This window comes from Thermoflexus sp., assembly GCF_025055495.1.
In the GTDB taxonomy this organism is placed as follows: Bacteria; Chloroflexota; Anaerolineae; order Thermoflexales; family Thermoflexaceae; genus Thermoflexus.
On the sequence record NZ_JANWXB010000021.1, the window covers coordinates 1 to 14,500 of the forward strand.

At 63.0% G+C, this 14,500-nt stretch carries 11 protein-coding genes and 1 pseudogene; 3 read left to right on the plus strand and 9 right to left on the minus strand.

Going from position 1 to position 14,500, the window contains the following annotated elements; genetic code table 11:
- Positions 1-246: 246 nt before the first annotated feature.
- The 8 genes from NZM16_RS00770 to NZM16_RS00805 form a co-directional block, all read right to left on the minus strand.
- On the minus strand, positions 247-1,512 hold the full coding sequence (locus NZM16_RS00770) for a glycosyltransferase family 4 protein (RefSeq protein ID WP_295477813.1): 1,266 nt from the start codon (positions 1,510-1,512) through the stop codon (positions 247-249).
- 325 nt (positions 1,513-1,837) lie between these two features.
- On the minus strand, positions 1,838-2,251 hold the full coding sequence (locus NZM16_RS00775; protein ID WP_295477815.1) for a type II toxin-antitoxin system VapC family toxin: 414 nt from the start codon (positions 2,249-2,251) through the stop codon (positions 1,838-1,840).
- On the minus strand, positions 2,248-2,487 hold the full coding sequence (locus tag NZM16_RS00780) for an AbrB/MazE/SpoVT family DNA-binding domain-containing protein (protein ID WP_295452574.1): 240 nt from the start codon (positions 2,485-2,487) through the stop codon (positions 2,248-2,250). The genes NZM16_RS00775 and NZM16_RS00780 overlap by 4 nt, the downstream gene beginning before the upstream one ends.
- Before the next feature lie 399 nt (positions 2,488-2,886).
- Positions 2,887-3,861: an aldo/keto reductase gene (locus NZM16_RS00785; RefSeq protein ID WP_295452576.1), complete on the minus strand. Its 975-nt coding sequence runs from the start codon at positions 3,859-3,861 to the stop codon at positions 2,887-2,889.
- A gap of 158 nt (positions 3,862-4,019) precedes the next feature.
- Positions 4,020-4,505, minus strand: a complete 486-nt coding sequence (locus NZM16_RS00790; protein ID WP_295477818.1) for a thioesterase family protein — start codon at positions 4,503-4,505, stop codon at positions 4,020-4,022.
- 297 nt (positions 4,506-4,802) lie between these two features.
- Positions 4,803-5,891 carry an RIP metalloprotease gene (locus tag NZM16_RS00795; RefSeq protein WP_295452581.1) on the minus strand — a complete coding sequence of 363 codons (1,089 nt, stop codon included), beginning with the start codon at positions 5,889-5,891 and terminating at the stop codon, positions 4,803-4,805.
- Positions 5,892-6,368: 477 nt separating this feature from the next.
- On the minus strand, positions 6,369-7,355 hold the full coding sequence (gene mvaD / locus NZM16_RS00800) for a diphosphomevalonate decarboxylase (RefSeq protein ID WP_295452583.1): 987 nt from the start codon (positions 7,353-7,355) through the stop codon (positions 6,369-6,371).
- Positions 7,356-7,628: 273 nt separating this feature from the next.
- Positions 7,629-9,014 carry a sialidase family protein gene (locus NZM16_RS00805; protein ID WP_295477820.1) on the minus strand — a complete coding sequence of 462 codons (1,386 nt, stop codon included), beginning with the start codon at positions 9,012-9,014 and terminating at the stop codon, positions 7,629-7,631.
- Positions 9,015-9,540: 526 nt separating this feature from the next.
- Here NZM16_RS00805 and NZM16_RS00810 point away from each other — a divergent pair.
- Together NZM16_RS00810 and mtnP are read left to right on the plus strand one after the other, a co-directional pair.
- Positions 9,541-10,509: a glycine cleavage T C-terminal barrel domain-containing protein gene (locus NZM16_RS00810; protein WP_295477822.1), complete on the plus strand. Its 969-nt coding sequence runs from the start codon at positions 9,541-9,543 to the stop codon at positions 10,507-10,509.
- A 479-nt stretch (positions 10,510-10,988) separates the two neighbouring features.
- Positions 10,989-11,879, plus strand: a complete 891-nt coding sequence (gene mtnP, locus NZM16_RS00815; protein ID WP_295452590.1) for an S-methyl-5'-thioadenosine phosphorylase — start codon at positions 10,989-10,991, stop codon at positions 11,877-11,879.
- 94 nt (positions 11,880-11,973) lie between these two features.
- Here mtnP and NZM16_RS00820 read toward each other — a convergent pair whose 3' ends face one another.
- Positions 11,974-12,924: an ABC transporter substrate-binding protein gene (locus NZM16_RS00820; protein ID WP_295477824.1), complete on the minus strand. Its 951-nt coding sequence runs from the start codon at positions 12,922-12,924 to the stop codon at positions 11,974-11,976.
- Between the two features lie 1,050 nt (positions 12,925-13,974).
- Between NZM16_RS00820 and NZM16_RS00825 the strand changes: the two are divergent.
- Positions 13,975-14,500, plus strand: a pseudogene (locus NZM16_RS00825) (hypothetical protein); the annotation flags it as partial.

Sequence of the window (14,500 nt, forward strand, 5' to 3'; positions counted from 1 at the left end):
ACCATGGGCCTCCGGTGAAGATCCACGACGCAATTCCGAAGGCTATTCATTTTCGTCGAGGTGGAGGGATTTGGCAAGCCAGGGGAATGCGCGATGGAGGTTTCCCGCCTGTTTTGTCCGTCTTTGATCGGAGGGTCTTCGGGATGGGGCTGGGGCCAAAGGCTGCCACCCCCGCCCACGCAAGATTTTTTATTATATCTACCAATGGCCCGAAGAGCCGTAAGGCCGCCCCCCCAATCCCTGTTTTCATCCCTCCTTCCCCCGCCCTCGCCGAGGGAGGGCGAGAATACGGTATTGGAGGGGCGGTGCCGGCCACGAATTCAACACGAATACACAAATGATTCGTGTATTCGTGCCCCATTCGTGGACGGCCCCCCCCCGTTCCGCTTTCTGAAAGCCCCCGACGACTGAGGAGGAAGCGGCGACGGCCCGATACACGGCCACCGTGGCCTCGGCGATCCGCTGATGGGTGAATCGCTCCAGAACTCGCTGCCGCCCTTTATCCCGTAGAGACTGATAGAGTGCATGGTCTTCCATCAGGCATCGGAGCGCTTCCCGTAGCGCGTCCTCCCGATCCTCGGGGAACACCAGCCCGGCCTCCCCAATCACCCAGGGGATCTCCCCCGCCGAGGAGCCGATCACCGGAACCCCACACGCCATCGCCTCGACCAGCACCCGGCCGAACTGCTCTGCCCAGTTCCGTCGGGTTCGGGAGGGCAGCACCAGCGCATCCAATCCTCGATAGACCTCGGGCATGCAGGTGGAGGGCACCGGGGGTTCGAACGAAACGCGCCCGGAGAGCCCCAGGCGTTCGGCCAGCCGCCGCAGCGCCGGCCCCTCCGGGCCGCTTCCGACGATCCGCACCCGCCAGTCCCCGGGCAGCCCGGCCACAGCCCGGAGCAGGAGATCAACGCCCTTTTCGGGAACCAGACGGCCGACATAGCCGATCGTGAACGGCTGGGGCAGCCGTTCCATCGCCGGCGAGAACCACTCCGGATCCACGCCGACCTGGGGGATCACCGCCAGGGGCCCGGCGTATCCTTTGGCCCGCCAGACCCGGGCGGCCGTCTCGCTGCCTGCCATCGCCACGGCAGCGGATCGGAGAACCTCCCGTTCCCACCAGCAGAACGGCGGGGGATATCGACGGAGAAGGTTCTGCCATGAAAAGAAGATCGTCCGGATCCCCATTCGCTTCGCGATCCGGACGGCGTGCCAGGTCGCCAGATTGTAGGGCTCCTCCTCGATGTGTAGAAGATCCGGCCGCAGGGCGCGCAGGCGCCGGCCCAGACGGGGATAGAAATGCAGATGGAAGTGCCCGTTCAGGGCGATCGGTTCCACCAGCAGGGTGTAACCCCGGGTATGCGCGCGTTCCAGGGGAAGAACCCCGCGCTCGTCCCGCCAGGCCGGAGGCACCAGCACGATGAGCTCGATGTCCTCATGGCGTGCGATCTCCTCCGCCTTGCGTTGATAGGCCCCGACCACCAGGGCCTTCGAGAGCAGAACCACGCGCATGAGATTCCCTCGCGGCGGCCATGCAGGGATCCCGCAACTATACATCACATCGGGTAGGGGCATCCTGCGGATGCCCTGGAATACCCCTTGTAGGCATCCCCTTGGGACAGGCATCCGGCCTACCCCCCACCCTTTCGAACGGGGGCCACGGAGAGATGGGTGGAGCCGCTCGGGGACTCCCCCTGCCCAAAATCCTCAACACATTCGTAGCAAGACACGCTTAGATTTCCCTGGGGGCGAAGCCGGGCGCCGAAGGCACCCAGCCCCGCCCCGATGAGGGGAGGAAGTGAACAGCGTATAAAAGCCGGATGAAGCCCAAGCGCACTCAAGACGGCAACCGGATAATCTGGAGGATTCTTTGTTCTGACAGAATCTGGATCTCTGGATCTCCAGTCACCAGAGGGAGGCCCAGTTCGCGGGCCAGTTGGACCGCGAAGGCGTCAGCCAGCGCGATGGGATAGCGCGCCTTCAGACGCGCCGCCTCCAGGACCCGCCCCGGTGTGATCCCTGCGGTGGTTAGAGGTATGGAGCGACGAACGTCGCGCCAGAAGGTATCCGCTTCCTCCATCCCTCGAGCCCGACAGAGCCTATAGTATACTTCTCCCAGGTTGATCCACGAGATCCAGCAGCGGAATTCCTCTTCATGAGCCGCCCGTTCGAGAAGCTCCTGAACGTGCGCAGCGCCCGGCTCATCCTGCAGCCAGGATAGAAGCGCAAAGGCGTCCAGGCAGACGCTCATCCCCGCTGCACCTCATCCGCGTGTTCGGCTAGGTGGGCCTGGAGCACTCCGGAACCGGCCAGCCGTCCACGCCAGGACCGCCAGTTGCCTGGCGCTGGAGCGGGCACCCGGGTCAGGATCACCCGGTCGCCTTCCAGGGTCACCACAAAGCGATCTCCTTTCCGCACACCCAGGGCCTTCCGGATCTCCCGGGGGAGAACAATCTGTCCCTTAGAAGAAAGAACAACAATCGTCATGGCATTGTCTCCCTTCGATTGTCTTACCTGGATTGTAAGACATGCTGTAGAGAAGCGGCAAACCGGAAAATCCTGTGCCGCGCGATCCCAGGAGCGATCGGTTCTTGTAACGCTTCAACCCTCGCCCCGTCCCCCTGTCCTTTCCCGCAGCCCTTCGAGGGTGTTGGGGTGTGGGTGAAGCCATTCGGCCCTAGCCATTGCGCCTCCAACGGCGCAACTCCTGCAGAGATTTTAGGGGTTTTCGGGGGCGGTGCGGGGGGCCTTGGCCCCCCACCGCCCCCCAAAGATTCCCCACGGCCCACAGGGGCATGGAGAGGGGGAAGAAAGAGGGGAAGGGCCATCGCCTTCCGTTCCTCAAATCCCCAGCTGATAACCGGACAAGGCCATTCTTACCAGCCCTCAATCCTTTTCCCAGGCCGTCAGGGCATCCAGGCGCTGCTTCGCCTCTTCCGGGAGGGACCAGCCCACTGCGCCCAGGAGCTCCTGCAATTGCTCTACGGTGCTGGCTCCGATAATCGGGCTGGTCACCACCGGGTTGGCGAGCACCCAGGCCAGGGCGACCTGGGAAGGCGTTTTGCCGAGCTCGCGGGCGATCCGCTCGACTTCCTCCAGGGTCCGCCACGCCCGCTCGCTCTGAAAGTAGCGGGCCAGCGATGTGCTGATCGCCCCACGGCTACCCGGGGGAGGGAGTGCGTCCCGCCGATATTTCCCGGTGAGGAAGCCACCCGCCAGGGGACTGTAGGGGATCACCCCCAGACCTTGATCCCGACATAGGGGCATCAGTTCCCTCTCGAACTCCGCCCGATGCAGCAGATTGTAGTGGGGCTGCAAGCTATCGAAACGCGCCCATCCGTGCCGATCGCTGATCCACAATGCTTTACAAAGCAACCAGGCCGGGAAATTCGAGACCCCGATGTAACGCACTTTCCCCTGATGCACCAGATCGTCCAGGGCACGAAGGGTCTCCTCCAGCGGCGTCTCTTCATCCGGCCAATGAACCTGATAGAGATCGATGAAATCGGTGCCCAGCCGCCGGAGGCTCCCCTCCACGGCTGCCATAATGTGCTTTCGGGAGAGCCCCTGGTCGTTGGGGCCTGGACCCATCGGGCCGCGCACCTTGGTGGCGATGACCAAGGCATCGCGCCGCTGTCCCTTCAGCCAGCGGCCGATGATCTCCTCCGTGCGCCCGGCCCATGCCCCTGGCGCCCAGTAGGGATAGATGTCGGCTGTATCGATGAACTGGATGCCCGCGTCCACGGCAGCGGAGAGGATCCGATGCGCCGTGGGCTCATCCGCCGTCCAGCCAAAGGTCATGGTTCCCAGGCAAAGCGCCGAGACCTTCAGGCCCGTTCGCCCCAGTGTTCGATATTCCATCGGTCGTTCCTCCGGCAGCGTTGTTCGAGCTCCGGGGTTTCAGGAGCAGAGCGCGCCACCTCCAGCAACGCGCCCCGCCTCCAATCCTCCATATTATGGAGGCAGGCGGCGACGCCGAAGGCATCGCCACCCGCCCCTCAATTCATTCCTCTCTTCCCCTAACGAGCCCCCTTGTCTTCCGATTCCCCCCACACCCGTTGATCCCCAAACGTATCGGCGTGAGGCCCCCGGGCGAGGAGGGAGCGCCAGATTTCCGGGATCACGGTAACCCGGCCGTCGCGGTCCAGGCAGACGTGCTTGGTCCAGCCGGTGGCCAAGCGCATCCCGGTGTCCGCGTTGTAGACGGCGTAGCCAAAGGTGATAGCGCGGCTGCGAACCTCCTCCACCCAGGTGCGCACGGTGACGCGTTCGCCATAGCGGGCGGGGGCCTCATAGCGGGCGTGGGCTTCCGCTACGGCGAACAGGGCTCCGCTGCGCTCGATCTCCGCGTAGTCTGCTCCACAGGCGCGCATATACTGGCTGCGCCCCTCCTCGAACCAGATCAGATAGGCGCTGTGATGCACAATGCCCATCTGGTCGGTCTCCGCATAGCGCACGTAAAACGTCGTCGCTACGACCGGTCGATTCGCAAATGCTTCCCGCATGGGACAATCCCGTTCTCAGGAAGTTGGGCTCCCAGGCTTCCCTCTCTCTGCACCCTTCATCCAGTTGGGGCAGCGGAGTGGCGACGAAGTCAACCGCGCCGCCACCTCGAAACCTCCAGACAGCTCGTGTTTCCCTGGAACCGATCGTGCCTTCGACTTCGTAGGGATTTGCGGGCGGATGAGACCGCTGGAGGCAACCTCACCCAAAGGGTAAGGGCACCGCGTGCGGTGCCCTTACCCTTCTTCAGGCGTTTAGGCCCTCGGGGAGGCGGCATATCGAAGATGCAAAAGAACGTTCTACGGGCCTGCTGGTCGGGAGAGCTCGCCGATCTCCCGGACGGTGAGGAAGAGCAGGAGCATCAACAGGAGAAAGAAGCCGATCAGATGGATGACCCGCTCTCGTCGCGGGTCCACCCGCTGGCCCCGGATAGCTTCCGCCAGGACAAACAGGATCCGCCCGCCATCCAGGGCAGGGATCGGCAACAGGTTCGTGAACGCGATGGCCAGGCTGATCAGCCCGATAAAGGTCAGGAACACATCCGGCGAGCCCACCTCCACACTGGTTTGAAGCGCCTCGCCAGCCTCCGCTCCGATCCGAACTGGACCCGCGGGTTCCAGCACGCCCGGCGGGACGAGCCCCAGCACAATCCGGGCAGGCAGGCTGAAGAGCTGTGCGGTCAGCGCAGCGAACATCGCCGTGCCCCGCGCGACCGCCCCCGAAACGCCAAAGCGCTGGATCCGATTGTAATCGGGCACTGTGGCGATAACGACGCCCATCGCTCCTTGACCGGGAGGCGGGTTCGGCCGCACATATACGGAAACCTCTTGCTCCCCACCCCTTCGACGGATGCGCAGGGTCACGGTTTGTCCCCGACGGTCCTGAGCAAGCCTCCGCACCTCCTCAGTAGTGGAGACAGAAACCCCATCCAGGGCGATGATCAGATCACCCGATTGAAGACCGGCCTGGGCGGCGGGCGAATCCGGAGCCACTTCCTGGATCTGCACCTGAGGGGCGGGAACCCCCAGCAGGAAGACCAGGATCAGCACCCCCCAGGCGACCAGCATGTTCATCAACGGGCCAGCAGCCAGGATCAGCAGCCGCCATGGCCATGGCCGGGCGGCGAATCCATCGGGGACGTTCGGGTCGTCTTCCCCTCGCAACCGCACGAAGCCCCCAAAGGGGATGGCGTTAAGGGAAAGCACGGTCTCCCCCCAGCGACCCAAGGTGACCAGGCGTGGGGGGAAACCGAATCCGAATTCCTCGACGGTAACCCCTCCCAGCTTCGCTGTCAGCAGATGCCCCAGCTCATGGAAAAAAATCAAAGGGCCCAAGACCAGCAGGAACCCCAGGAGCCCCCATGGCACTCCAATGATCGGCTCGGTCATGGTTCCTCCGCATCAGGCTTTCTGTTGAAGTTTTATCCTGCCGAAGTAATGATCCGGCGATCGCTCCAATCTATAGCGATGATGCTTTACCTCAAAGACCTCTCCTCGCCCATTACCCAACAAGTCTAATCATTTACGCCATGGGCAACTTCAGGCGTCGAATCCCATCCAAACACCTCTGGGAGGGAAGCAGGCCAGGCCCCTCCCCTCTAAAAAAATCTTTTTGGGGCTGGGGCGCCGCCGAAGGCGGCATCCCAGCCCCAAAAGCCGCGGGAGCGCTCGGACGTTGCCCATGGCGTTATTTTATTTCCGCCGGGTGTGGGCCGTCGAAAGGCGGCCCGCACCCGGCGGAACGGATTTCTTCCCTCGTTCAGCCTTCGCTGCACAGAGTATGAACAGGCGAACCGGGTGATTCCTGATTTCGGGGTGGCCAGTAGGGCCGCTACCCGGAACCCTTCGAGGGTCAGGCTGGACGGATCACGAATTCCAAATACGGCGGGCTCCACCCCCTGGGCCGCTGGACAGCACCCGCTGCACCCCCGGCACCTTCTGAAGGCGCCGCATGACCTCGTCGGCCACCTCCGCTGGGCAAAGCACATGCACATTGGGCCCGGCATCCAGGGTGAAGGCCACCGGCAGTCCTTCGTCCCGCCAGCGACGAACGGCCTGCAGGACCATGAGGGTGGCTGGCTCCCAGTAGAACAAAGGGGGCCGTGAGGTCATCATCACGGCGTGCATCCAGATCGCATCAGTCTCCACGATCTCCGTCAGGGACTCGAAGTCCCTTCGCTGAATGGCCTCCCGACAGCGAGCGATTCGGTCGGGCGCCGTTGCTACCCGGGAGGTATGGAGCGGGCTGGTGGCCGCCCGTCGATGGCCCTCGCTGGAGCCGACCGCCTTGTGCTGTTCGCTGACGATGGCGATCACGTCCCATAACGCCCAGTGCTCGGGCGGAGCGATGCTGTAAGCATAAGAATCCTCGTGGCGATCCCCGGCCACCCACTCCACAAAACCCGGAGGCACGGAGCGGCAAGCCGACCCGGAGCCCAGCCGGGCGAGGATGGAGAGTTCGCGTTCCGAAAGCGCCAACTCCAGCGCTGTGGCGGCTGCCGCCGCCAGCGCCGCGAACGCGGCCGCTGAGGAAGCCAACCCCACCCCAGCCGGGATGTCCGTGTTGGATTCCACCACCGCCCGTCCCCGAAACCCAGCCATCCTCCGCACGTGGTTCAGGAACGCCTCCACCCGATCCCGCGCTGGGCCTTCCACCAGGATCCCGTTGAGAATGAGCGCGTCGGGGCCTTCTTCCTCGAGAAATGTCACCGTGGTGACGGTGCGCAGCGCGCCCAGATTCATTGAGAGCGAGGGGTTCGCTGGAAGCCGGAGCTGATCATCTCGATTCCCCCAGTATTTAATGAACGCGATGTTCGGATGCGCCTGCGCCGTCGCTCGCCGAATCGTCCTCATGGTGTCTCATCCAGATCCCGCAACCGGATGCATGAACATCTGACGCCGTTCGCAGCTTCGGTTATACTGGACGACCGTTTCGACCAGTTATGAACAGGGGATGGAGGGAACCCAAGCCCATGGAGAGGACGATCATCCCTCCTCCGACCACCCTCCAAATCAAAGAGGGACAGAGCGCCGCTGTGGGCGTTGGCGGCCGCCAACGCCCACAAAACGAATAGCTCCCCGGGGATGGAGCAGGCCCAGGAGCTCATCCTCGCCCCGGGGCTTCCTTCACCAGAGCGGAACCGCTGGAAGCAACAGACGGGAAGAGGAAGGAAAGATCCCGCACGCCACCATAATATCCTCATCCCCGAATCGGGTATCGCTCCAGGCAGCGCACACTCGATCCTGGACCACATCCAGGCCCCAATAATCTCCCGGGGCCGGGCTGATGGGAGGCACCTTCACATTAAGGTCGAAGGAGCGGCTGCTGATCCGGAACGGAAGGCTCCAGGTCCGGCCGCCATCCGGAGAATACGCGTAAAAGGCATCGAACAGGCGGTTTCGCGGATCCCGCCGGCGGTCCAGCCAGAACAGATGCACCCACCCGCGGGAATCCGTCCGCACAATGGGATGCATGGCGTCCCCCGGGGCGGCGAATGGCTCCGATACGCGCCAGGTTCGACCACCATCCTCGCTGCGCGCGAAGGCGACCTCTGTTCCCAGATCCTCTCGAACGGAGAGCTCCGTCCACGTGACATAGAGCCGATTCGCGTCGTAGGGATCCGCTGCCGCGCTGGGGAGCGTGTAAAGGCGCCACTGGTCATAGAGCTGCACCGGACTGGGGGGCTGGAGAACGCTGGCCACCTTTCGGGGGGCAGAGAAGGAACGTCCGCCATCGAAAGAGGTCACCACGCGGATCTCCCCTATCGCCGTGGGAGACATGGGCTCCACATAGAACAAATGGACAGCGCCGTCCGCCCCCACCACCGGCATCGCCCCCTGAACGCCTTCCCCTTCCGTCGCCGTCACCGGAGATGACCAGGAGAGCCCGCCATCCGTCGAATGAACCATCCATAGCACATCCGCGTGCATAGGGCGCCAGGCCACATACAGGCGACCGTAGAAGGGACTGCCAGGCCGGTTATCGCGGGCCAGCCACGGCTTATCATCGAAAATCGTCGATGGATTTGAGATCACTGTCACCGCGTTCCGCCAGGTGCGCCCCCCATCCTCCGACCACGTCAGGAAAAGCCCATGATGGCGATAAGCCGGCGTCCCGGCGCCCAGGACCAAGACGTAGAAACGGCCATCCTCTGCAGCCAGGGTCACGGGATCGCTCTGCCGGGTGATTGTAGGGGGCAGCCCGGGAAAGGGCAGCTGGATCGGCCAGGATCGCCCGCCGTCGAAGGAAGCGTAGATCCAGACCTCACGGGTGATATCCTGGGTGCGACGGAAATCTTTCGCCGCCACCACCAGATTCCGCGGGTCATGGGGATGGATCGCCAGGCTGGGCTCCTGCTGGGCGAAGCCGCTGCCGTCCGTATTCGCAACCGTGTTGGGGCCCCACAGCGGAGAAGGAACCGGCTCCGCCTCCGCCCAGGCCAGCACCAGGGAGACGGCCAGACCGGGCAGGAGCAACCATACGATGGCCATCCTTGCGGGATGCGCCCTCATCGCTCAACTCACGGTTGCCTAACTTTACGCTTCTTCTGCTTTCGATAGACCCATAGGGATTTTATCACTGAACCCGCCAACCCCGATCCAGCGATTTTAGGGGCGCCGCCTTCGGCGGCGTCCCAGCCCCCAAACCCGTGGGAGTGTTTGAACGTTGCACATGGCGTCTTTTATCTCTCCTCCCTGCGACCCAAACGGCCATGGGGAGGATGGATGCGGAGGGACCATTCCACCCCGTCCGACCGGCTTCCAACGGCGGAACTCCTGCTACAATTATCTCTGCTCGGTCGCCAATCCGGGGATCACAAGATAGGCAACGAAGCTGCCGCCCCGCGATCTCTCTTGGCTCCCTTCCGGAGCTGAAAGGCCTCCTGGAGGAGAACGAATAAGATAAACAAGGCGGTCTCTCCGGTCTCAACCTCCCTCGGATCTGCCGCCCTCGCAGAGGTCGAAGAGGGTCTCATCGACCGCAACATGAACACCACCAGCGAACGATGTTCACCCCGGCGAGGAGGGAAAGGGGTCTATGGCGATCGAACGCGAGGAGAGGGCGTCATGGCCAGATGTGGCGTTGTGGAAAGCGGCGGGGTGGGGACGGCTCCTGGTGCAGGGAGAGGATCGGCTGGCCTTCCTGCAACGGATGTCCACAAACGACTTCCGCGCCATGCAGCCCGGCATGGTCCTCCCCACGGTTTTCACCACCCCCATCGGACGGATCGTCGATTGGACGCATGCCTGGGCCATGGAAGCCGAAGTGCTGCTCCTCACCTCCCCTGGGGCCGGCCCTGTGCTGCTTTCGTGGCTACGACAGTATATCTTCTTCCGGGATCGGGTTCGGGTCGAGGATGGCGCCGACCGCTGGGAGACGATCGGGCTGATCGGCCCCCGGGCGACGGAGTGCCTGGGATGGGCCCCTGAGGTCTCTTATGCCAGCCAGCCGATCCAGGTGGCGGGCATGGAAGTCCTTGCCGCGCGGATCGACTTCCCACCGTTGATCTGGATCGTGGGATCTCCCGCCCACATCCGGGCGCTACAGGAGCATCTGGAGAAGCAGGGCGTGCCGGCGATGGAAGAGACCACATGGGAGATCTGGCGGGTCGAACAGGGGATCCCGGCGTGGGGTCGAGAGCTGACGGAAGCTGTAAATCCCTTGGAAGCCGGTCTTCGATTCGCCATCTCGTTTCAAAAAGGCTGCTACATCGGACAGGAAGTCATCGCCCGTCTGGAGCATTATGAGAAAGTCCGACGTCGGTTAATCGGCCTCTATCTGGCGGAAGAGATCCCGATGGGAGGCGCCCGCCTGGAAGCGGAAGGGCGGGACATCGGATGGTTGACCAGCGTGGTCCGTTCTCCTCGATGGGGTCCCATTGGGCTCGGCTACGTGCAGCGGGAATATGCGAAGCCCGGCCGCTGGGTTTCCGTTCGATCCGGCGAGCGAACCGTCCCGGCCCGGCTGGCGAGGCTTCCGTTTTCCGAACACCCTCTGCATCCGTAAATTCATTTGGGGGTTTTCGGGGGCAATGCAGAGGCCTTTGGCCCCCCGTACCGCACCCAAAGGATTTTTTCTCTCCCCTCCCTACGACCTGGAGGGCCATGGGGAGGAGAGAAAAGGGGGGAGGGGCCATGGCCTTTCAGGCTGGCTTCAGTTCCCCAAATCCCCAGCCTATAGCTGGACAAAGCACTCAGCAGGGGCGCCGACTTCCGTGGGAGATCCGCTGCGCAATTCCCCGATTTGGATTACCATGCATTTAGGAGTTACGCAGCTGATCTTCTCCAGGAGCTTTGGGAGCGGAGCCGGCCGCCAAAGGCCTCCCCCTCGCCTCTCCAAAAGGATTTTTCTCTCCTTTCCCCAGGGCCCATGGAGCCACGGGAAGAGGGGATGCGAGGGGTGGAATCTTCCGGCGATAGCCATTCCGCTTTCAACGGCGTAACTCCTACATTGGAGTAGAGCATCCTGCAGGAGGGGATCTTCCAATGGCGCAAGAGCCTGTGAAGCTGGCCATCATCGGGGGCAGCGGTCTTTACCAGATGGAAGCCTTGCAAGATGTGGAGGAGGTGCGGATCTCCACGCCTTTCGGGGATCCCAGCGATGCCATCATTATTGGAACACTGGAGGGACGACGGGTGGCCTTCCTCCCTCGCCATGGGCGCGGCCATCGGATCGCCCCCAGCGAGATCAACAGCCGCGCCAATATCTATGCCCTCAAGGTGCTGGGGGTCGAGCGGATCGTTGCGGTCAGCGCCTGCGGCAGCTTGCGCGAAGAATTCGCCCCCGGCCATGTGGTCGTCCCCGATCAGCTGATCGACGCGACCAAGGGGAAGCGCCCCTATACGTTCTTCGGCAACGGCCTGGTGGTCCACATCTCCATGGCGGATCCCTTTTGTCCCCACCTGAGCGAATACGTCTACCAGGCGGTGAAAGCCGTCGGGGGCACCGTGCACAAAGGGGGAACCTTTATCACCATTGAGGGACCGCGTTTCTCTACGAAGGCGGAGAGCCGGGTATGGCGGCAGTGGGGGGCCGATATCATCGGCATGACAGCGGTGCCGGAGGCCCAGCTGGCCCGCGAGGCCGAGATCTGTTATGCGGCCATGGCGCATGTGACCGATTACGACGTCTGGCATGAGAGCGAGGAGCCAGTGACCGCGGAGATGGTGATCCAGCGCCTGGCCGCCAACGTGGCCCTGGCCAAAGAGGCGATTCGGGTCCTGGCCCGCATCCTCCCGGATGAGCGGCCATGCGCCTGCGGTAACGCTCTGCAACACGCCTTCGCCACCGATCTCTCCCTGGTCCCCGAATCGCTTCGGCGCGATCTGGCGCCGATCCTGGGGAAATATCTGGAACCGCCTCGTCCGGCGCATTGAGGGGCAACTTTCCTCTCCCTGCAGCTCAAAAGGCAGGCTCTTCTCCATTTATTCCAGGGCGGGGCGACCGGTCGCCCCGCCCTGGAGGGACCTCTCAACGAACCTCCCGCACCAACCGGTCATAGGGGATATCTTCCTGAATCAATCCTTTCGCCCGGGCCCAGGCGATCACATCCGCAAATTGCTCCCGACTCGGGAGCGCGCGCTCCGGATATGGGGGGAGCCGGTAGGTTCCCACCAGCGGCTGAGGCACCAGCTTTTGTTCGGAGAGAAGGCCGGCGTATTTGTCCGGGTTCGCCTGAATGGCCGCCACCGCCTGATCCCACGCCTGCAGAAAGCGCCGCACCACCTCCGGGTTCTTCTCCACCACCTCCGCCCGGAAGCTGAGCACGCTCAGGGAGATCGACCTTACCTCGCGATCATCGGCGACCACCTTCGCCCCCCGCTGGATCGCCAGGGTCGCAAAGGGATCGGGAAGCGTGGCCGCCTTCACCTGACCCTCCGCCAGGGCCTGCAGCCGATCCGGTATCCGCGGGATGTTCACCGTCCGGTATTCCCCGGGCTTCAGCCCAGCCCGCTCCAGGATCCGATCCGTCATATACTCAATGACTGTCCCTTGGGAAATCGCGATCTCCACCCCCTTCAGGTCCTGAGGACTCTTAATCCCGGCGTTGGGGTTGGCCAGGATGAAATACTGGGGCGCCTGCGGATAGGCCTGTCGCGCGATACGGACCACGTAGATCTGGGCTTTCTCTTTGTTGTAGAAAAGCGTGGAGACCGTATCATTCACCATCGCGTCGATGCGCCCGGCCTGCATCAGCTGATCTCGCTCCGCCGCCGAGGCCGCGGGCACGACCTCCACCTCCAGACCCGCCCGGACGAAGTAACCTTCGACCTGGGCCACGTAGACCGGCAGGACATCCAGGATCGGCAGCGCTCCGAAGCGAACCCGCATCGGACCCGGGCTTGAGGAGGGCTGACATCCGATCGCGCCCAGGATCAACCCGGCCATCAGCGTTAGCATAATCCCTGGTCGCTGCTTCATAGACCTCCTCCCATCTTGGAGTTCGGAGTAAGGGTTCCGTGCTGGACTAAGGGCGAATGGACCCTCAACGTCCTTCGCCTTCCCCTGGAGGGCCTTGAGGCGGAGCTCAAGCACCGAAGGCCCTCGACTCTGCCTCGGAGGGAATTCCATTCCAAATTCCTGGAGTTTACGCCATGGGCAACCTCGGGCATCAAGTCCCATCCAAGCGCCTTCGAGAGGGAAGGGATCAGACCCCTCTCTCCCTGCCCCAGGTCCCATGGGCCCTAGGGCAGGGAGAGCAAAAATATCTTTTGGAGCCGAGGCTCCGCCGAAGGCAACATCCCAGCCTCAAAACCCTGGGGAGAGCTTGGAAGTTGCCCATGGCATCCGTAGTTTATCTTAAAGAGGCCATTTTGCAAAGGATTTCCCAACTGACCTCTGGACGAACTCGCTGATTTCTTTCCGGGGGAAGTTTGAAGGTGAGCAAGGCCACCTTCAGCGGCCTCGCCCATCCCTGAACCATATCATCTTCTCCCTCCCCGCAACCTGCAGAGCCGGAATTCAGGCGGGGGGGACTTTTAGCGCCGTTAGAAACAAATTACAAACGGGGACACAGGCAGCGCTCCTCCGGCGCAGTGATGAAAGGGGCCGCGCACGAAGAGCAGACGGAGCCCCTGGATTCTCCAGGATCCACACGTTGCGCATAAGGAAGCCGCTCAAGCCGCGAAGCACTTGACAATCCAGTTCTGGCATGTACAATAACGATCGGATCCACAGTTCCCCGGAGTGCTCTGGATGGGTGAGCTGCGGATGCGGGATAGACGGACGAGAGACGCTTGGCCGCCCCGGCTGGATAAGGGACCGCAAGCGGGGGCCGGGAGGCCTTCCCCCAGTGAATGTGGGTGCCTTCTTCTGCTCCAATCCCCGGGACCGGACAAGTCTAAAAGGATTATGCGCTTCGCGCTCCTGCTCGCTCCCCACTCCAAATCCCCATCATTACTCTGGATCTCGGAGATCCACGAGACGCCAAAAGAGAGCCCTCATCCCTCTCTGTCTCCAGGGAGGTGACTCATGAAATACGCCAATATTGCGCGCTGGATTCGCTTGGTAGTTGCGCTGGCGATAACGCTTAGTGCGACACCGATGTCTGCAGGCGCGCAGATGGGAATGGCTCCGTTCATCACCCCTGCTCTCGATGTGGCCTCCTCATCCTCAGCAGCGGTGTCTTCAACGGCCTCTGGGCCAGGGATATATCCTCCTGAAGCCCCCTCTAAACCTGAAGCCCCCTCCGAATCCAAGACCGATCCCGAGGTAGAGACAGCTTCTGAGGAGGCGCTTCAGAAGCTGGCTCCAGAGCTACGGGAAAGGGCGAAGAGCCCCACCGGCCGCACCGTCCTGGTTTCGGTTCTGATGGTGAAGCCGACGGATCTGGGTCGTCTCATGGAACGGGTGGTCTACGCCCGGCCCTTAAACGGCCTCCGCTGGGCGGTCGGCCAGATCCGGGATGCCAACCTGATCAAGCTGGCAGGCCTGCCGGGCGTGGTATCGGTGATCTCCACTGAGACTTATCGGCCAATGCCCGCGCCGGGCGAGGAGG